The 19548-nt window shown below is 69.7% G+C and carries 17 protein-coding genes and 4 tRNA genes; all 21 read right to left on the minus strand.

All coding sequences use genetic code 11. The features are described from left to right. Positions 1-31 precede the first annotated feature (31 nt). Positions 32-3919, minus strand: coding sequence for a DNA-directed RNA polymerase subunit beta' (locus tag MICAU_RS27600; RefSeq protein WP_013288640.1), 3888 nt, complete (start codon positions 3917-3919; stop codon positions 32-34). Positions 3920-3999: 80 nt separating this feature from the next. Then, a complete protein-coding gene (gene rpoB / locus MICAU_RS27605; RefSeq protein WP_013288641.1) occupies positions 4000-7431 on the minus strand; it encodes a DNA-directed RNA polymerase subunit beta in 3432 nt (1143 codons plus the stop codon). Between the two features lie 574 nt (positions 7432-8005). Continuing rightward, positions 8006-8392: a 50S ribosomal protein L7/L12 gene (rplL, locus tag MICAU_RS27610; protein WP_013288642.1), complete on the minus strand. Its 387-nt coding sequence runs from the start codon at positions 8390-8392 to the stop codon at positions 8006-8008. Between the two features lie 54 nt (positions 8393-8446). Further along, positions 8447-8995: a 50S ribosomal protein L10 gene (gene rplJ, locus MICAU_RS27615; RefSeq protein WP_013288643.1), complete on the minus strand. Its 549-nt coding sequence runs from the start codon at positions 8993-8995 to the stop codon at positions 8447-8449. 316 nt (positions 8996-9311) lie between these two features. After that, positions 9312-10001, minus strand: coding sequence for a hypothetical protein (locus MICAU_RS27620; RefSeq protein ID WP_013288644.1), 690 nt, complete (start codon positions 9999-10001; stop codon positions 9312-9314). Continuing rightward, the gene (locus MICAU_RS27625; protein ID WP_013288645.1) at positions 9998-10885 is read right to left on the minus strand and encodes an ATP-binding cassette domain-containing protein; all 888 of its coding nucleotides are present in this window, start codon (positions 10883-10885) and stop codon (positions 9998-10000) included. The genes MICAU_RS27620 and MICAU_RS27625 overlap by 4 nt, the downstream gene beginning before the upstream one ends. Positions 10886-10967: 82 nt before the next feature. Beyond that, positions 10968-11684 (minus strand): 50S ribosomal protein L1, encoded by a 717-nt coding sequence (gene rplA, locus MICAU_RS27630; RefSeq protein WP_013288646.1) that lies wholly within the window; start codon positions 11682-11684, stop codon positions 10968-10970. An 88-nt stretch (positions 11685-11772) separates the two neighbouring features. Then, positions 11773-12204, minus strand: coding sequence for a 50S ribosomal protein L11 (gene rplK / locus MICAU_RS27635; RefSeq protein WP_013288647.1), 432 nt, complete (start codon positions 12202-12204; stop codon positions 11773-11775). Between the two features lie 188 nt (positions 12205-12392). After that, complete coding sequence (gene nusG, locus MICAU_RS27640; RefSeq protein WP_013288648.1) at positions 12393-13115, minus strand: transcription termination/antitermination protein NusG; 723 nt, start codon at positions 13113-13115, stop codon at positions 12393-12395. A 35-nt stretch (positions 13116-13150) separates the two neighbouring features. Next, complete coding sequence (secE, locus tag MICAU_RS27645; protein WP_013288649.1) at positions 13151-13543, minus strand: preprotein translocase subunit SecE; 393 nt, start codon at positions 13541-13543, stop codon at positions 13151-13153. 213 nt (positions 13544-13756) lie between these two features. Continuing rightward, a tRNA-Trp gene (locus MICAU_RS27650) sits at positions 13757-13829 on the minus strand. Between the two features lie 127 nt (positions 13830-13956). Further along, positions 13957-14349: a MaoC family dehydratase gene (locus MICAU_RS27655; RefSeq protein WP_013288650.1), complete on the minus strand. Its 393-nt coding sequence runs from the start codon at positions 14347-14349 to the stop codon at positions 13957-13959. A gap of 4 nt (positions 14350-14353) precedes the next feature. Beyond that, positions 14354-14800 carry a MaoC family dehydratase N-terminal domain-containing protein gene (locus MICAU_RS27660; RefSeq protein ID WP_013288651.1) on the minus strand — a complete coding sequence of 149 codons (447 nt, stop codon included), beginning with the start codon at positions 14798-14800 and terminating at the stop codon, positions 14354-14356. Between the two features lie 120 nt (positions 14801-14920). Continuing rightward, positions 14921-15088, minus strand: a complete 168-nt coding sequence (gene rpmG, locus MICAU_RS27665) for a 50S ribosomal protein L33 (RefSeq protein ID WP_013288652.1) — start codon at positions 15086-15088, stop codon at positions 14921-14923. A 132-nt stretch (positions 15089-15220) separates the two neighbouring features. Beyond that, positions 15221-15293 (minus strand) — tRNA-Met (locus MICAU_RS27670). Positions 15294-15318: 25 nt separating this feature from the next. Then, positions 15319-15391, minus strand: a tRNA-Thr gene (locus MICAU_RS27675). 96 nt (positions 15392-15487) lie between these two features. Then, positions 15488-18010, minus strand: coding sequence for a putative bifunctional diguanylate cyclase/phosphodiesterase (locus MICAU_RS27680; protein ID WP_013288653.1), 2523 nt, complete (start codon positions 18008-18010; stop codon positions 15488-15490). Positions 18011-18060: 50 nt separating this feature from the next. Next, positions 18061-18198, minus strand: a complete 138-nt coding sequence (locus tag MICAU_RS32790; RefSeq protein ID WP_013288654.1) for a hypothetical protein — start codon at positions 18196-18198, stop codon at positions 18061-18063. 422 nt (positions 18199-18620) lie between these two features. Further along, complete coding sequence (locus tag MICAU_RS27685; protein WP_013288655.1) at positions 18621-18857, minus strand: hypothetical protein; 237 nt, start codon at positions 18855-18857, stop codon at positions 18621-18623. An 84-nt stretch (positions 18858-18941) separates the two neighbouring features. Then, positions 18942-19301, minus strand: a complete 360-nt coding sequence (locus MICAU_RS27690) for a hypothetical protein (protein WP_013288656.1) — start codon at positions 19299-19301, stop codon at positions 18942-18944. Between the two features lie 104 nt (positions 19302-19405). Beyond that, positions 19406-19489, minus strand: a tRNA-Tyr gene (locus MICAU_RS27695). Positions 19490-19548 lie beyond the last annotated feature (59 nt).

The following is a 19548-nucleotide window of genomic DNA, read 5'->3' on the forward strand; positions in this document are numbered from 1 at the left end:
GGACGCCGGGGGCCTCGTCGTTTCCTACTGCTTAGCGGTACGACCCGAAGTCGAAGTCGTCCAGCGGAACCGCCTGGCCGCTGGCCGGCCCGAAGCCGTAGTCGGTCTCCGGGTAGCCGGTCATCGAGTAGACCTTGGCCTTCGCCTCCTCGGTCGGCTCGACCCGGACGTTGCGGTACTTGCTGATGCCCGTACCGGCCGGGATGAGCTTACCGATGATCACGTTCTCCTTGAGGCCGATCAGCGAGTCGCTGCGGGCGTGGATCGCCGCGTCCGTCAGCACCCGGGTGGTCTCCTGGAAGGAGGCCGCCGACAGCCAGGAGTCGGTGGCCAGCGAGGCCTTGGTGATACCCATCAGCACCGGGCGACCGGCGGCGGGCTCGCCACCCTCGCCGACGAGCCGGCGGTTCTCCGACTCGAACAGCGCCCGGTCGACCAGCACGCCCGGCAGGAACTCGGTCGAGCCGGAGTCGATCACAGTCACTCGCTTGAGCATCTGGCGGATGATGATCTCGATGTGCTTGTCGTGGATGAGCACACCCTGCGAGCGGTAGACCTCCTGGACCTCCTGGGTCAGGTGGACCTGGACCGCGCGCGGGCCGAGGATGCGCAGCAGCTCGTGCGGGTCGATGGTGCCCTCGGTGAGCTTCTCGCCGACCTCGACGTGGTCGCCGTCGTGCGCCCGGAGCCGGACCCGCTTCGAGATCTTGTCGTACACGATCTCGTCGCTGCCGTCGTCCGGGATGACCACGATCTTGCGGGACCGCTCGCCGTCCTCGATCCGGATGCGACCCGGGGTGTCGGCGATGGGCGCCTTACCCTTCGGCACCCGGGCCTCGAAGATCTCCTGGACACGGGGCAGACCCTGGGTGATGTCCTCACCCGCGACACCACCGGTGTGGAAGGTACGCATCGTCAGCTGCGTGCCCGGCTCACCGATCGACTGGGCGGCGATGATGCCGACCGCCTCGCCGACGTCCACGGTCTTGCCGGTCGGCAGCGAGCGGCCGTAGCACGCACCGCAGACGCCCAGCTTCGACTCGCAGGTGAGCACGCTGCGCACCCGCACCGTCTCGGTCCCGGCGGCGACGATCGCGTCCACCAGGATCGAGTTGATGTCCTGGCCGCGGTGGGCCACCACGGTGCCGTCCGGCCCCTTGATGTCGTCGGCGAGCGTCCGGGCGTGCACGCTGGTCTCGGCGTGCTCGTGCACGACCAGCTTGCCGTCGATGCGCTCACCGACCTGCATCGGGATGGCGCGGTCGGTGCCGCAGTCCTCCTCGCGGATGATGACGTCCTGCGAGACGTCCACCAGACGCCGGGTCAGGTAACCCGAGTCGGCGGTACGCAGGGCGGTGTCCGCGAGACCCTTGCGGGCACCGTGCGTGGAGATGAAGTACTCCAGCACGGACAGACCCTCCCGGTAGCTGGCCTTGATCGGCCGCGGGATGATCTCGCCCTTCGGGTTGGCCACCAGACCACGGATCGCCGCGATCTGCCGGAGCTGGAGCAGGTTACCGCGGGCACCCGAGTTGATCATCTTCCACAGCGGGTTCTCCTGCGGCAGCGCGGTGTCCATCTCCTTGGCGACCTCGTTGGTCGCCTTGGTCCAGATCTCGATGAGCTCGCCGCGGCGCTCCTCGGCGGTCATCAGACCACGCTGGTACTGCTTGTCGATCCGGTCGGCTTCCTTCTCGTACCGCTCCAGGATCTCCCGCTTGCGCGGCGGAGCGATGACGTCCTCCATGCCGATGGTGACGCCGGACCAGGTGGCCCAGTGGAAACCGGCCTCCTTGAGCCCGTCCAGGGTGGCCGCCAGGGCCACCTTCGGGAAGCGCTCGGCGAGGTCGTTGACGATCGCGGAGAGCTGGCCCTTGCGGATCTCGTAGTTCACGAAGCGGTAGCCCGGGGGCAGCGTCTCGTTGAACAGGACCCGGCCCAGCGTGGTCTCCACGGTCACCGGCTCGCCCTCGGTCCAGCCCTCGGGGGCGGTCCACGGCTCGGCGCCGGCGCCGTTGTCCACACCGACCACGTCGCGCAGCCGGATCCGGACCGGCGTCTGCAGGTGCAGCTCGCCGTTGTCGTACGCCATCCGCGCCTCGGCGTCCGAGCTGAACGCCCGGCCCTCGCCCTTGCCACCCGGGGTGAGGTGGGTGAGGTGGTACAGACCGATGACCATGTCCTGGGTCGGCATGGTGACCGGCTTGCCGTCGGCCGGCTTGAGGATGTTGTTCGACGACAGCATCAGGATCCGCGCCTCGGCCTGGGCCTCGGCGGACAGCGGCACGTGGACCGCCATCTGGTCACCGTCGAAGTCGGCGTTGAACGCGGTGCAGACCAGCGGGTGGATCTGGATGGCCTTGCCCTCGACCAGCTGCGGCTCGAAGGCCTGGATGCCCAGACGGTGCAGGGTCGGCGCGCGGTTCAGCAGAACCGGGTGCTCGCCGATGACCTCTTCCAGCACGTCCCACACGACCGGCCGCTGCCGCTCGACCATCCGCTTGGCGGACTTGATGTTCTGCGCGTGGTTGAGGTCGACCAGCCGCTTCATCACGAACGGCTTGAACAGCTCCAGCGCCATCTGCTTGGGCAGGCCGCACTGGTGCAGCTTGAGCTTCGGGCCGACCACGATGACCGAACGGCCGGAGTAGTCGACGCGCTTGCCCAGCAGGTTCTGGCGGAACCGGCCCTGCTTGCCCTTGAGCATGTCGGACAGCGACTTCAGCGGCCGGTTACCCGGGCCGGTGACCGGACGGCCACGGCGGCCGTTGTCGAACAGCGCGTCGACGGCCTCCTGAAGCATCCGCTTCTCGTTGTTGACGATGATCTCGGGCGCGCCGAGGTCGATCAGCCGCTTGAGGCGGTTGTTCCGGTTGATCACACGCCGGTACAGGTCGTTCAGGTCGGAGGTCGCGAAGCGGCCACCGTCGAGCTGCACCATCGGGCGCAGGTCCGGCGGGATGACCGGGACGCAGTCCAGCACCATGCCGAGCGGCGAGTTGCGGGTGTTCTGGAACGCCGCGACGACCTTGAGCCGCTTGAGCGCACGGATCTTCCGCTGGCCCTTGCCGGAGCGGATGGTCTCGCGCAGGTTCTCCGCCTCGGCCTCCAGGTCCATGTTCTGGACCAGGGCCTTGATCGCCTCGGCGCCCATGCTGCCGGTGAAGTACTCACCGAAGCGGTCGCGCAGCTCGCGGTAGAGCAGCTCGTCGGTGACCAGCTGCTTCGGCTCCAGCTTGCGGAAGGTGTCGAGGACCTCGTCGAGGCGGTCGATCTCGCGCTGGGCCCGGTCGCGGATCTGGCGCATCTCGCGCTCTCCGCCCTCCTTGACCTTGCGCCGGACGTCCGCCTTCGCGCCCTCGGCCTCCAGCTCGGCCAGGTCGGCCTCCAGCTTGGCGGCCCGCTTCTCGATCTCCGAGTCGCGGCTGTTCTCGGCCTGCCGCTTCTCGGCCAGGATCTCGTTCTCGATGGTCGAGAGGTCGCGGTGACGCGCTTCGGCGTCCACGCTCGTCACGACGTACGAGGCGAAGTAGATGATCTTCTCGAGATCCTTCGGGGCGAGGTCCAGCAGGTAGCCCAGCCGGCTCGGCACGCCCTTGAAGTACCAGATGTGGGTCACCGGAGCGGCCAGCTCGATGTGACCCATCCGCTCCCGGCGAACCTTGGAGCGGGTCACCTCGACGCCGCAGCGCTCGCAGATGATGCCCTTGAAGCGGACCCGCTTGTACTTACCGCAGTAGCACTCCCAGTCCCGCTGCGGACCGAAGATCTTCTCGCAGAAGAGCCCGTCCTTCTCCGGCTTGAGGGTGCGGTAGTTGATGGTCTCGGGCTTCTTGACCTCGCCGTGGGACCACTGACGGATGTCGTCAGCGGTGGCGAGGCCGATGCGCAGCTCGTCGAAGAAGTTGACGTCGAGCACTATGTCCCCTATGTCGTCGTCTGTACTGCTAGCTAACGAGTGGGATCCGGGGCAGGGTGACCCTGCCCCGGATCACCACCTCAGACCTCTTCGACCGAGCTCGGCTCGCGCCGGGACAGGTCGATGCCCAGCTCCTCCGCCGCCCGGAACACCTCGTCGTCGGTCTCGCGCATCTCCAGGGCCACACCGTCGCTGGAGAGCACCTCGACGTTGAGGCACAGCGACTGCAGCTCCTTGAGCAGCACCTTGAACGACTCCGGGATGCCCGGCTCGGGGATGTTCTCGCCCTTGACGATCGCCTCGTAGACCTTGACCCGGCCCAGGACGTCGTCGGACTTGATGGTCAGCAGCTCCTGCAGGGCGTAGGCGGCGCCGTACGCCTGCATGGCCCAGCACTCCATCTCACCGAAGCGCTGGCCACCGAACTGCGCCTTACCACCCAGCGGCTGCTGCGTGATCATCGAGTACGGGCCGGTCGACCGGGCGTGGATCTTGTCGTCGACCAGGTGGTTGAGCTTCAGGATGTAGACGTAGCCGACCGCGATCGGGTCGGGCAGCGGCTCGCCGGAACGACCGTCGAACAGCTGCGCCTTGCCGCTGCCCCCGATGAGCTGGTTGCCGTCCCGGTTGGGCAGGGTCGACGCCAGCAGACCGGAGATCTCCTCCTCGCGGGCACCGTCGAAGACCGGCGTGGCCACGTTGGTGTCCGGCTCGGACTCGTGCGCGTTGATCGAGCGGAGCTGGCGCTTCCACTCGGCGTCGTCGCCGTCCACGCTCCAGCCGGTCTTGGCAACCCACCCGAGGTGGGTCTCCAGGACCTGGCCGATGTTCATCCGGGACGGCACACCGAGCGGGTTCAGCACGATGTCGACCGGGGTGCCGTCCTCCAGGAACGGCATGTCCTCGATCGGCAGGATCTTGGAGATGACGCCCTTGTTGCCGTGGCGGCCCGCGAGCTTGTCACCGTCCTGGATCTTGCGCTTCTGGGCCACGTAGACCCGGACCAGCTCGTTCACGCCCGGGGGCAGCTCGTCGCCGTCCTCGCGGGAGAAGGTACGCACACCGATGACCGTGCCGGTCTCGCCGTGCGGCACCTTCAGCGAGGTGTCCCGGACCTCGCGCGCCTTCTCGCCGAAGATCGCGCGGAGCAGCCGCTCCTCGGGGGTCAGCTCGGTCTCACCCTTCGGGGTGACCTTGCCGACCAGGATGTCGCCGGGGACGACCTCGGCGCCGATCCGGATGATGCCGCGCTCGTCGAGGTCGGCGAGCATCTCCTCGCTGACGTTCGGGATGTCGCGGGTGATCTCCTCCGGGCCGAGCTTGGTGTCCCGGGCGTCGACCTCGTGCTCCTCGATGTGGATCGAGGTGAGCACGTCCTGCTGCACGAGGCGCTGCGACAGGATGATCGCGTCCTCGTAGTTGTGGCCCTCCCAGCACATGAACGCCACCAGCAGGTTGCGTCCGAGCGCCATCTCGCCCTCGTCGGTGCACGGACCGTCGGCGATGACCTGACCGGCCTCGACGCGGTCGCCCTCGAAGACGACCGGCTTCTGGTTGACGCAGGAGCCGGCGTTGGAGCGGCGGAACTTGTGCAGCAGGTACGTACGGCGGTGGCCGTCGTCCTGGTGGACGGTGATGTAGTCCGCGCACAGGTCCTCGACCACACCGCCGACCTCGGCGACGACGACGTCACCGGCGTCGACCGCGGCGCGGTACTCCATGCCCGTACCGACCAGCGGAGCCTCGGCCTTGACCAGCGGCACCGCCTGACGCTGCATGTTCGCACCCATGAGCGCGCGGTTGGCGTCGTCGTGCTCCAGGAACGGGATCATCGCGGTGGCGACCGAGGTCATCTGCCGCGGCGACACGTCCATGTAGTCCACGGCGCCCGGCGCGACGTCCTCGGTCTCGCCGCCCTTACGGCGGACCAGGACGCGGTCCTCGGCGAAGGTGCCGTCCGACTTCAGCGGGGCGTTTGCCTGCGCCTTGACGAACCGGTCCTCCTCGTCCGCGGTCAGGTAGTCGATCTGGTCGGTGACCCGGCCGTCGATGACCTTCCGGTACGGCGTCTCGATGAAGCCGAACGGGTTGACCCGGGCGAACGTGGACAGGGCGCCGATCAGGCCGATGTTCGGGCCTTCCGGCGTCTCGATCGGGCACATCCGGCCGTAGTGGGACGGGTGCACGTCCCGGACCTCGAAGCCGGCCCGCTCGCGGGACAGACCACCCGGGCCGAGCGCGCTCAGCCGGCGCCGGTGGGTCAGGCCCGCCAGCGGGTTGGTCTGGTCCATGAACTGGGACAGCTGCGACGTACCGAAGAACTCCTTGATCGCCGCCACCACCGGGCGGATGTTGATCAGGGTCTGCGGCGTGATCGCCTCGACGTCCTGGGTGGTCATCCGCTCGCGGACGACCCGCTCCATCCGGGAGAGACCCACCCGGACCTGGTTCTGGATCAGCTCGCCCACGGTACGCAGGCGACGGTTGCCGAAGTGGTCGATGTCGTCGGCCTCGTAGCCCTCCTCACCGGCGTGCAGCCGGCAGAGGTATTCCACGGTGGCGACGATGTCGTCCTCGGTGAGCGTGCCGGTGGTGATCGGCACGTCCAGCTCGAGCTTCTTGTTGAACTTGTAGCGCCCGACCTTGGCGACGTCGTACCGCTTCGGGTTGAAGAAGAGGTTGTCGAGCAGGGTCTGGGCGTTCTCACGGGTCGGCGGCTCGCCAGGGCGGAGCTTCCGGTAGATGTCGAGCAGGGCCTCGTCCTGGCCGGCGATGTGGTCCTTCTCGAGCGTGGTCATCATGAGCTCGGACCAGCCGAACTTCTCACGGATGCGCTCGGCGGACCACCCGATGGCCTTGAGCAGGACGGTGACGGCCTGGCGGCGCTTGCGGTCGATGCGAACGCCGACCGTGTCGCGCTTGTCGATGTCGAACTCCAGCCAGGCACCCCGGCTCGGGATGACCTTGACGCTGGAGAGGTCGCGGTCGGAGGTCTTGTCCGGCTGCTTGTCGAAGTACACGCCCGGCGAGCGGACGAGCTGGCTGACCACGACGCGCTCGGTGCCGTTGATGATGAAGGTGCCCTTCGGCGTCATCATCGGGAAGTCACCCATGAACACCGTCTGGCTCTTGATCTCGCCAGTGGTGTTGTTGGTGAACTCCGCGGTCACGAACAGCGGCGCGCAGTAGGTCAGGTCCTTCTCCTTGCACTCCTCGATCGAGGCCTTGACCTCGTCGAAGCGCGGAGCCGAGAAGGAGAGCGACATGGTGCCGGAGAAGTCCTCAATGGGACTGATCTCGTCGAGGATCTCCGCGAGACCCGAGCGTGCGTGCGGGTCGTCCGCCGACCGGCCCTGCCAAGCCTCGTTGCCGACGAGCCAGTCGAAGGACTCGTTCTGGATGGCGAGGAGGTTGGGGACCTCGAGGTGTTCGGTGATCCGACCGAAAGAAACTCGGCGGGGCGCGAATGCGCTCGACGTACGACTGGTCTTCGCAGGGCGGGAAGCTGCCAAGATGCGTCCTTCCGAGGACCGGTGCTGCAGAACGGCTGGTACGCGTGCACTCCAATGACCCCACCAGAAATATCCACAATCGGACATTTCCGAGCAGGGGTCAAGTCGGAAGGCAGCGCAAACTAGCAGTGTAGCCGAGAGGCTAACCGCTGTCCAGCCCACCCCGCAGGTCGTCGCGGAACAAGCCCTGGGACCTCGGAAAACCGGGTCGACCGGGCCGCTCGGAACGCGACGCTCCTGCCGGTCCGCTCGGGAGCCGCGGCGGCGGTGCTGCCGTTGCCTTACCCGAGAGGCGGCCGTTGCAAGCGCGGAAGGTCTTGCTGATGTTCAGCGTGCCTGGCAGGCCCGTGCCGCGTCAAGGGCCGGTTACTGCTCGGGGTGTCTTTCCCACCGACGGGCTACCGACAGACGTCGCTGACCGGCCGATGAGAGGACGCTGTACGCCCTGCTCACGCCGTTCGCCGGCGGGCGGCACCAACACGGCGGGCGGTGACCCGGTCTCCCGGATCACCGCCCGCCGCGACGCGATGTGCCCCGGCTCACGTGAGCCGGACGCGCGTCAGGTGGAGCAAGGTCACTTGAGGGTGACCTTGGCGCCCTCGCCCTCGAGCTTGGCCTTGGCCTTCTCGGCGGTCTCCTTGTTGGCCTTCTCCAGGACGGCCTTCGGAGCGGCCTCGACCAGGTCCTTGGCCTCCTTGAGGCCCAGGCCGGTCAGCTCGCGCACGACCTTGATGACCTGGATCTTCTTGCCACCGTCGGCGTCGAGGATGACGTCGAACTCGTCCTTCTCCGGCTCGGCCTCGGCGGCCGGGGCACCCGGACCGGCCGGGCCGGCGACGGCGACCGGAGCGGCGGCGGTGACCTCGAAGGTCTCCTCGAACTGCTTCACGAACTCGGAGAGCTCGATCAGCGTCATCTCCTTGAACGCGTCGAGCAGCTCGTCGGTGCTGAGCTTCGCCATGTCTGGCGTCCTTTCTCGCAATGAAAACTAAGAACGTGGTGCGCCGGGAGGGCCTCAGGCCGCCTCGGCGCCCTCCTGCTCGCGCTTCTTGTCCGCCAGGGCGGCCGCCGCGCGGGCGGCCTTGGAGAGCGGAGCCTGGAACAGGGCCGCGGCCTTGCTCAGGTTGCCCTTCATGGCGCCGGCCAGCTTGGCCAGCAGCACCTCGCGGGACTCCAGGTCGGCGAGCTTCGTGACCTCGGCCGCGGAAATGGCCTTGCCCTCGAAGACACCGCCCTTGATGACGAGCTTCGGGTTGGCCTTCGCGAAGTCGCGAAGCCCCTTCGCCGCCTCGACGACGTCGCCCGAAACGAAAGTCAGCGCGGTAGGACCGGAGAACAGCTCGTCGAGCCCGGAGATGCCCGCATCGGCCGCGGCACGCTTGGCAAGCGTGTTCTTCGCGACCGTGTAGCTGGTCTCCTTGCCGAGCGAGCGCCGCAGCTGGGTGAGCTGCGAAACCGTGAGCCCGCGGTACTCGGTCAGCACGGTCGCTCCCGCGTTGCGGAAGCTCTCGGTCAGCTCGGCGACGGCCGTGGCCTTGTCGGCCCGGATCGGCTTGTCCGCCATGTCCCTCCTCTCTCGTTGCTCGGAGCTGGTACGCCGGCGGCGAGCCGAGGCTCGACGACGGCGGCGGAGGCATCACGACAACGAAAAAGCCCCGGCGCAGGGCGCACGGGGCGAGGGCCGGGGACACGGGCACAGTCGGCGGACCGTGCGTGAAACCGAGTTTCGCTTACCGCCCTGCGCGGGTCGCCCGTCGTCGCGGGACCTTCGACCGTGCCGGAGCACGGTGACCAGCGGTCTTTGGGTGGAACTACCGCACCAGGTTACGCGACGTGCGCCGCAGCACCAAATCGCCGGAGGTGCTCCCGGTCACCAGGGCTCAGGCCCGGGTGCGCCGCGCCCAGGCGTAGCCGGTCAGCGCCACCGCCGTCCAGGCCAGGGCCCAGCCGGTGAGCAGCAGACCGGCCCCGGCCGCGACCGGCCCGGTGACCGCCCGCGCGGTCGCCATGACCGGCGGGACCATCCAGGGCGCGACCGAGCCGGAGAGCCCGAGCACCACGACCCCGACCGCGCCCGTGACCAGCACGGCGACCCCGTAGCCGGCGCTGCGGGTCACGGCCCGGCTCGCCAGCGCGCCGAGCGCCACCGCAGCCGGCAGCGAGAGCAGGTGGGCCCAGAGCCCGAGCGCCACCCCGAGGAGCACCGGCCGCTCCCCCGGCCCGACGGTCGCGGTGACCCCGCCGAGCGGCCACGGCAGCGCCAGCGCGACGAGCACCACGGCGAGCCCGGCCACCAGCGCCGCGAGCAGCCCGGCCGCCCGCTCCCGGGCCGGGCCGGCCACCACCCGGGCCATCCGGCGCTGCACGTCGGGTTCCACGTCCAGCAGGATCTTGGTCTGCCAGGCCAGCACCGGGAACAGCACCACGGCGGAGACGCCGTAGGCCTCCGCCGGCCGGGCCCGGCCACCGCCGTAGAGGACGCCGAGGACGAGCAGGCCGGCCAGCACCGGCGCCAGCGCCCGTCCGGTACGCACGAAGCCGGCCAGCCGCAGCCGGACCAGCGCGATCACCGGGCCACCTCCGGCGCCGGCCCGGGCCGGGCGGAGTCCCCGGCCTCGGCACCGGCCTGGTCCGGGGAACCAGCGGCGGACGCGCCGACCGACCCGCCGGTGCCCGACGGCCCGGCGGAGGCCGGCACCGGGTGCGTGGCCGGGGGCGGGACGGCGTGTTCGCGTACCCGAAGGATCTGATGGCCGTCGGCGCGCAGGCGGGCGACGGCGGTGGCCAGCCCGGCGGCCGGGACCGCCAGCTCGACCACGGCGACGGCCGCGCCGCCCGACGACGCCTCCTCGGTCACCGTGCCGTCGGTGACCGACAGGTGCCGGGCTCCGGGGAGCCGGACCGTCTCGCCGCGGTGGTCGCTGACCAGCACCGTGCCGCCGTCGGCCAGCACCTCGCCGATGATCTCGGGGACCGACTCCCGGGCGGTGGCGTCCAGCCCCTCCCAGGGCTCGTCGAGCACCAGCAGGCCGGGCGGGCGCAGCAGTGCCTGCGCCAGGCCGACCTTCTGCGCGGTGCCCTTGGACAGCCGCGGCAGGCGCACGTCGTGGAAGCGGGTCAGGCCCAGTCGCTCCACCCAGTGGCGCACCGCCCGGTCGGTGGCGGGACCGGGCAGGCCGGCGACGCGGCCCATGGCGGACAGGTACGCCCCGACTGTGAACGGCTGGTCGGCGGGGAAGCGCTCCGGCACCCAGCCGACGACCGGCGGCCGGTCGGCGACCCGGCCCCGGCTCGGGCGCAGCACCCCGGCGGCCAGCTGGAGCAGAGTGGACTTGCCGGCGCCGTTGCGGCCGAGCACGACCGCTGCCTCACCCGGGCCGATCGCGACGTCGACCTGCCGCAGCACCCACGGGCCGTGCCTGTGGTAGCGGAGCCAGACGCCGTCGAGCCGCATGCGCCCGAGAGTGCCACACCGGACAGACGAACGGGGCCCCGCCACGACGTGGTGGCGGAGCCCCGTTCGGGAGTACGCGTGCTCAGCCCTCGGCCGAGCCCTCCTGGAAGTTCTTCACGACCTTCGGGTCGACCGGTACGCCCGGGCCCATGGTGGTGGTGAGGGTGACCTTCTTGAGGTACGTGCCCTTGGCCGCGGACGGCTTGGCCCGCAGCACCTCGTCCAGCACCGCGGCGTAGTTGTCCACCAGCTGGTTCTCGGAGAAGGAGGCCTTGCCGATGATCAGGTGCAGGTTGGAGTGCTTGTCCACCCGGAAGGTGATCTTACCGCCCTTGATGTCCGAGACGGCCTTGGTGACGTCCATGGTCACGGTGCCGGTCTTCGGGTTCGGCATCAGACCGCGCGGGCCCAGGATCCGCGCGATCCGGCCGATCTTGGCCATCTGGTCGGGCGTGGCGATCGCCGCGTCGAAGTCCAGCCAACCGCCCTGGATACGGGCGACCAGCTCGTCGGTGCCCACCTCGTCCGCACCCGCGGCGACGGCCTCCTCGGCCTTCGCGCCGGCGGCGAAGACGATCACGCGGGCGGTCTTACCGGTGCCGTGCGGCAGGTTGACCGTGCCGCGGACCATCTGGTCCGCCTTGCGGGGGTCGACGCCGAGGCGCATCGCGACCTCGACCGTGGCGTCGAACTTGACGTTGGTGGTCTCCTTGGCCAGCTTGACGGCCTCGACCGGGGTGTAGAGCTTCGACCGGTCGATGACATCGGCGGCCTTGCGGTAGCTCTTGCTGCGCTGCATTTCTGGTGACTCCTGTGGTCTCTGGCGGGCGCGCGGCGTACGCGGCCCTCCCACGAACAGAAAGATCGGGTGGAGCGGTGGAGCGAGATCAGTCGGCGACGGTCAGGCCCATCGACCGGGCGGTGCCGGCGATGATCTTCTCGGCCTGGTCGATGTCGTTGGCGTTGAGGTCCGCCATCTTCTTCTCGGCGATCTCGCGCAGCTGGGCGCGGGTGACCGAGCCGACCTTCTCCTTGTGCGGGACGCCCGAGCCCTTCTGCACGCCGGCGGCCTTGATCAGCAGCCGGGCGGCGGGCGGGGTCTTCAGCACGAAGGTGAACGTGCGGTCCTCGTAGACGCTGATCTCGGCGGGGACGATGTCGCCCCGCTGGGACTCGGTCTGCGCGTTGTAGGACTTGCAGAACTCCATGATGTTCACGCCGTGCTGGCCGAGCGCGGGGCCGACCGGCGGCGCCGGCGTGGCCTGGCCCGCCGGCAGCTGAAGCGTGAACGTCTTGACGAGCTTCTTCTTCGGAGGCATGTCTCTTCCTGGGGCTTGGAACTGGGATTCTCGCCGGTCCGCGGGCGCGCACGGTCAGCACGGTGCGGACAGCCGACGTTCTAGGGTAGCGCAGCCGTCGGCCACCCCCCGCGCCGAGGTCGGCGGATGGCGAAACGGCGCACCGGCGGCCACCCCGGGAAGGGGCGGGCCGCCGGTGCCGACGTACGTCAGATCTTGGCGACCTGGTTGAAGTTCAGCTCGACCGGCGTCTCCCGGCCGAAGATCGACACCAGCACCTTGAGCTTCTGCTGGTCGGCGTTGATCTCGCTGATCGTCGCCGGCAGCGACGCGAACGCGCCGTCGGTGACGGTGACCGAGTCGCCGACCTCGAAGTCGAGGACCTTGATCTCGGGCTTGGCCTTCTTCTGCTCGGTCTCGACCGCCGGGGCCAGCCACTTGAGCACCTCGTCGAGGCTCAGCGGCGCCGGCCGGTCGGCCCGGTCGGTCGCGCCGACGAAGCCGGTGACCCCCGGGGTGTTCCGGACGCAGGAGTAGGACTCGGCGGTCAGCTCCATCCGGACCAGGATGTAGCCCGGGAAGACCTTCGCCTGGACCTGCGACCGCTTGCCGTTCTTGACCTCGACCTCTTCCCGGGTCGGCACCTCGACCTGGTAGATGAAGTCCTCCATGTCGAGGGAGGTGATCCGGGTCTCGAGGTTGGTCTTGACCTTGTTCTCGTAGCCGGCGTACGAGTGCACCACGTACCAGTCGCCGGGCGCGTAACGCAGCTTCTGGCGCAGCTCGGCGACCGGGTCGAAGTCCTCGTCCGGGGCCGGCTCGGTGGTCGGGAACTCCGGCTCGCTGGCGGCCTCGACCGACTCGTTGTTGGCCGCCGTCGCCACCGTGGACTGCTCGTCCGGGGTTCCGGCGGTCTCGTCGTACTCAGGCACGCTCGCTCACTTCCGTCAGTATCGCTGTCCGCAGGTCAGCTGGACTCGCCGAAGACCCACAGCACCGCCTTGGCGAAGCCGTAGTCCAGGCCGGCCACGATCGCCAGCATCACCGCGACGAAGGTGACCACCACGGCCGTGTAGGTCAGCAGCTCCTTGCGGGTCGGCCAGATGACCTTACGCAGCTCTGCCACGACCTCGCGGAAGAACCGCGCGATGCGGGCGAACAGCCCGATCCGCTCGGTGTCCTTGCGGGTCTTCCGGCCCTCGGCCGGCTCGGCCTGCGCCCGCTTGCGGGTCGCGGTGCCACCCCGGGCGACCGGCTCGTCCGCGTCGGTGGCGTCGTCGTCGGCCACGTCGTCGACGGTCGCGTCGTCGTTCAGACGCTCGTCGCCGTCGTCCTCGCCGCGGCGCTTGCTCTCGGCCACTTCGCCCTCCGTGCGGGTATGGGGTCGCACGCCGGGCGGCGTGCGCGGCGTGTTGGTCACGCCGGCCGGACCAACCGTCCCGCGACGGGCCGCGGCCGGCGGACCGGCCGGGAGGGCCCGAACGCCTCGGAACCACCCCACCGATGCCACCACCACGGGCCGGACGCCGCCGGTGAGGGCGGCGCGACCCACGGAACGGTCAGGCCTGAGGCGCAGGGGTGACAGGACTTGAACCTGCAGCCTGCGGTTTTGGAGACCGCTGCTCTGCCAATTGAGCTACACCCCTGTGCGGCAACTCACCTCCACCCGGACACGCTGTGCCGAGCGGGGGTCACTTGCCCCACGGCGGACCAGTGTACGGGTAGTCGTGCGACTTTCCCAACCGGTCTGCCCCTCGCGCGTCGGGCGAACCCTCAGCGCGTCGTGCGGATCAGTGCCCGAGCCTGCGACAGCACCTTCTCACCCTGGCAGGTGGCGGTGATGTCGAGCCTGGTCAGGCCCTCTTCGGTGACCTCCTTGACCACCGCTGACACCTCGATCTCGGTGCCCTCTTCGGTGTCCGGGACGACCACCGGGCGGGTGAACCGGACGCCGAAGTCCACCACCGCGTCCGGCGCGCCGGCCCAGCCGGCCACCGCCCGGCCGACCAGCGCCATGGTGAACATGCCGTGGGCGATGACGCCCGGCAGCCCGACGCCGGTGGCGGTGCGGTCGCTCCAGTGGATCGGGTTGAAGTCGCCCGAGGCGCCCGCGTAGCGGACCAGGTCCGCGCGGGTCACCCGGTACGTCTGGGTGGGCAGCTCCATGTCCTCAGGCCTCCCCGCGTACGACGATCTTGGACCACACGGCGACCACCGGCTCACCGTCCACCGTGCTCACGTCCGTGCGGGTGGTCAGGAAGCCGTGCCCGCCCCGGGTGGTGACCTCCTCGATGGTGTTCACGCACACCAGCTCGTCCCCGGCCACCACCGGCCGGGTGTACGCGAACCGCTGGTCGCCGTGCACCACACGGCTGTAGTCGACGCCGAGCGCCGGGTCCTCGACGATCTGCCGGCTGGCCGACATGGTGACGACCACGGGGAACGTCGGCGGCGCCACCACGTCGGGGTGGCCGAGCGCCCGGGCCGCCTCCGGGTCGTGGTGGACCGGGTCGGTGGCGCCGACGGCGGTGGCGAACTCGCGGATCTTTTCTCGGCCCACCTGGTAGGGGGCGGTCGGCGGGTACGTCCGGCCGACGAAGGACGGGTCCAGGGACATGCCGCCGAACCTACACGGAAAACACGAACGCCGATCCGCCCGGTCGGGCGGCCCGGAGGCCACCCGTCAGGTGGATCGGCGTTCGAGAAGCTGTTGCGGTGCCGGCTGCGCCGGCCGCGGTCAGCGGGTCTCGCGGTGGACGGTGTGCTTGCCGTCCCGGGGGCAGAACTTCTTCAGCTCGATGCGGTCCGGGTCGTTACGGCGGTTCTTACGCGTGATGTAGTTGCGCTCCTTGCACTCCACACACGCCAAAGTGATCTTCGGCCGGACATCGGTCGCCTTCGCCACGGCGGAGTGCCTTCCTCGCTCACGGATATCAACTACGGCGTGTCAGCGTACGCGCTGACGACGCGGACATGCAAAGTGGGCGCCTGTGGCGCCCATCCCACCGGCCACCGGGCTGGGCCCGGAGGACGAGAGTAGCGGTGGCCGGACTTGAACCGGCGACACAGCGATTATGAGCCGCTTGCTCTGCCATCTGAGCTACACCGCCGTGGCGGGTCCAGCCGGACCCTCTGAGCCCCCTTACGGAATCGAACCGTAGACCTTCTCCTTACCATGGAGACGCTCTGCCGACTGAGCTAAGGGGGCCTGCCCGATCACCCCGGGGGGTGTCGCGCAGGGGAAACAGTACACGACCGCGTCGCGCAGGTGAAATCGGATCCCCCGGGTGCGTGTCCGCCCTGGTCAGGGCACCACTCGCAGGCGCGGCAGCTCCCCCGCGACCACCGTCTCCGGGTCGACCTGGGCGCCGAACCAGGCCTCCAGCCGCTCGTACGGCAGAGGGCGGCTGAACAGGAATCCCTGGCCGATCTCACAGCCGATGTCCTGGAGCAGCTCCAGCGTCAGCTCGCTCTCCACGCCCTCGGCCACCACCGCCAGGCCGAACTGCTGCGACAGCGTCACCACCGCGTTGACGATCGCCAGGTCGCCCGGATCGGTCGCCATGCCCTGCACGAACGACCGGTCCACCTTCACCTCGTGCACAGGCAGCCGGCGCAGTTGCGCCAGCGACGAGTTACCCGTGCCGAAGTCGTCCACCGAGAGGCGGACACCGAGGTCACGCAGGCTGCGCAGGGTGGGTATGGGACGTTCGGTGCCGTCCAGGACACCCGCCTCGGTGACCTCCAGCGTCAGCCGCTGCGGCGGTACGCCGTACTCGGCCAGCAGGTCGCGTACCAGCGCCGGGAAGTGCTGGTCGGTGAGCGTACGCGCGGCGAGGTTGACCGCGACGGACAGCGGCTGTTCGCCGTGGCTCCAGTCGCGGCTGCGCCGCAGGCTCTCCCGGAGCACGAACTCGGTGAGCCGGCCGAGCTGGCCGGTGTGCTCGGCCACCGCCACGAAGTCGTCCGGGGCGACACTGCCGTGCGCCGGGTGCTCCCACCGGGCCAGGCACTCCACGCCCACCAGGCGGCGGTCCCGCAACGTGACCTTGGGCTGGAAGTAGACCTCCAGCTCGCCCTCGTCCAGCGCGCGTTGCAGGTCGCCGGCGAGGCCGAGCCGGCGCAGCGACCGCGACTCCAGCGCCGGGCTGTAGAGCTGCACGCTGCCCGGTACCGACTTGGCCGCGGTGGCGGCCAAGTCGACGCGTTGCAGCAGCGCCACCGCGTCGCTGCCGTGGTCCGGGTGCACGGCCACCCCGACGACCGTGTCCACGTCCAGGGTGAGCGCGTCGAAGACCATCTCGTCGCGGATCTGCTCCCGCAGCTGGGCCGCCAGTTCCAGGGCCGCCTCGGTGCTCTCCAGCCGGAGCGTCACCAGGAACTCGTCACCGCCGGCCCGGCCGACGAGCGCCGAGGAGGGCGCGCAGGAGCGCAGCCGCTCGGCCACCTCCATGAGCACCTTGTCGCCGGCGGCGTGACCCAGCGACTCGTTCACCTGGCGGAGCCGGTCCACGTCGAAGAGCAGCAGCGCCACCACCTCACCCGGGGCGCGGATCTTGACCGCCTCCGCCACCGACGAGGTGAGGCGCCGCCGGTTGGGCAGGCCGGTGAGCGCGTCGTGGTCGGCGTCGTGCCGCAGCCGGTCGACCAGGCGGGAGTTCTCCAGCGCCACAGCGGCGTGCGCGGCGACCGTCTCGAAGACGGGGATGTCGCCGGGGGCGAAGTGGCCGATGTCGCTGAGCCGGTTGGTCACCTCCAGCGTGCCGATCACGGCCTGGCCGGAGCGCAGCGGCACCACGATGGCGTCCTTGACCCGCTCCTCCCCCGCGGCCTGCCGCAACGCCGGATCGCCGCCGAGCCAGCGGCCGATCGAGAGGGTACGACCCTTCTTGTGCACCTGCTGGCGCAGGCTCGCCGGGGTGGGCGCCAGGTCAAGCAGGCCGGGGGTGTCCACCCGGGCGGTGAGCAGCACCTCGGGATGCCGGCCCTGGGCGGGCAGCCAGAGCGTCGCGTACTCGGCCTGCATCAGCGCGCGTACCCGGTCGAGGAGGATGTCGGCGAGTGACCGCTCGGTGCCGGAGGCGAGAAGGCGGGTGAGCTCGTACATCCCGGCCAGCGTGCGGTGCTGGCGGAAGAACTGGGAGTAGGAGCGGTAGACCAGGACCAGGCCGCTGAAGAGGGCGGCGAGCAGCAGCGCCGACCACCACGTCGTCTTCAGGGCGATCAGGACGAGCAGGCCGATCGCCACGTTGATGGCGGCGGTGAGCAGAGCGGTCGGCATGCTGCGCAGCGCGTCCCGCCCGGCCTGCCAGCCCTGGAGCAGCACGTGCACACCGACCACGCTCACGAGGCTGACCAGCGTGACCACGCAGACGGCGAGGAACAGCGAGCCCCAGGTCCCCGGCCCGACACCGCGCAGCGGCGGCAGCGCCAGGAGTACGAGGCTGGCCAGCGAGGTGGCGGCGGCGGCCTTGGCGACGTTGAACCAGAGCTTCGCCGCGCCGAAGCGGTGCGAGGCACTCCAGATCAGCACCGAGAGCGTGTAGATCAGTACGACACTCAAGGGCGGCAGGAAGTAGAGCGCCACGATCAGTGGCACCTCGGTGAGCGTCACGCCCACCGACTGGCGCCGGACGTAGACGTTCAGCACCGCGAAGCTGATCCCCGCCATGACGACGAAGAACACGAAGGCGAGCGGCCACTTGCCGAACGGGTGGTCCGCCACCAGGGCGATGCAGGTGCTGAAGACCACCGCCAGCAGCGCCAGAGGGGCGGTGACGAGCCAGGCACGTTCCGTTGACCTACGAGGTCGGCCCTGGCTTGCCATGCCCCTCCTACCCGAGACGTCGTCCGCCGGCCGGCGGGCGACTCGATGATTCAGCGCGGGGCGTCCATCGTCCAGACGATGTCGGCGAGTTGCGCGCTACTGGTGCCGGGGAGGATGCCGAAGGCGCCTGCGATGGCGGCGAGCACGAGGAGCGAGCCAAGCAGCCGGCCCAGCGTTCGACCAGACATGATTGCTCCTGTCGGGAGATTGCCACAGGGATGGTGAAGGTTTCCCGATCGTGCCACAAGCCTGAGGGGCAGAAAAGCGGAGAGGACCCGCCCAGCCCGAGTAGCTGTCAGGTTCCGCCGTTCGGCCCGGCCACCCACGACACGCAGCCAGGTCATGGGGGTGAAGGGACGTCAGCCGCTTCGTCCATTGCGGATTCCCACCTTCACCCACGAAGGGGATCAAGTCACGCGAAACCCCACACCACCAACCCTGGGTCGCCCGGCCGGCTCGACCTGGCCGATCCGCCCGGTGGACCACCACCGGACCCGCGGGCATTGACCACCATACCTGCCCCTGTCATGAACGCCAGAGGATGATTCGCTCATTCACGCCGGAACCGCTCAGTGGGCTCACCAGGGGCGTCCAGCGCCTTCGGCGTACGTCATCTGAGCATGTCCGTCACGCCGGTGTCCGGATCGACCGCCACGCTGAGCTTGCAGTGCCCCCGGGCTCGGGTCTCGCCACGGGGGACGAAGTCGACGACCAGCAGGCGCTCGGTTCCGCGGAGTCCTCGCACCTGCGCTTCGTACGGCTCGGAGATCTGCCAGTCGTCGATCTGGAACCCGCCTCGGGGCTTGCCGGCGCGCATCCGTCTGGTGAACTCGGCGGTCGCCAGCACCCGAACCTCATCCTGATCCACGACCCAGTATCGATCTACCGGCCCGTCCGCCGGAGGACGCGGCCCGGCGGACCGGTCGCACGGCTACTGGCCGAAGGTGTACCGCAGATTCGCGTTGATCAGCTCGTTCAGTCGCCTACGCAGATGCCCGAGCAGCGAGGGGTCGGGAAGAGGCTCGGCGAGCAGCAGCGTCCACCGAAGCAGAGTGCCTTGATGCCCGTCGGACGCGAGATCGAAGCGCACCTGCGCGTCGGGTCGCTTCGACCACAGCGATGACCAGACGACCAGGTTCGGGCGTTCGCGGCGCAGGATCTGCGGTCGCTGTTCGTCGTCGAGCAACCGCAGCCACGGGCGTGCCGGGTCGCGGTCGGGCTCGGTCAGCGCCTCGAAGACGACGGCCGGCGGAGGCGCTTGACCGCGCATGCGGCTGCCCGCTTCGATCATGGCTCAGCTTAACGGCGCAAGCCGACAGGGCTGACGAGTGTCGCGGCCTGAACGAGAATGGCCCCGGAGCGCGTTTTCGCAACTCACGGGGCCGTTCTTGCACCTGGTGGCGGGTAGAGGATTCGAACCTCTGAAGCTTTCGCGACGGATTTACAGTCCGCTCCCATTGGCCGCTCGGGCAACCCGCCAGGGCACACCACCACGTCGCAACGCGGCGGCGGAAGCAAGGATAGCGGTTGCCCCCGGC

The organism is Micromonospora aurantiaca ATCC 27029, assembly GCF_000145235.1.
Taxonomy (GTDB): Bacteria; Actinomycetota; Actinomycetes; order Mycobacteriales; family Micromonosporaceae; genus Micromonospora; species Micromonospora aurantiaca.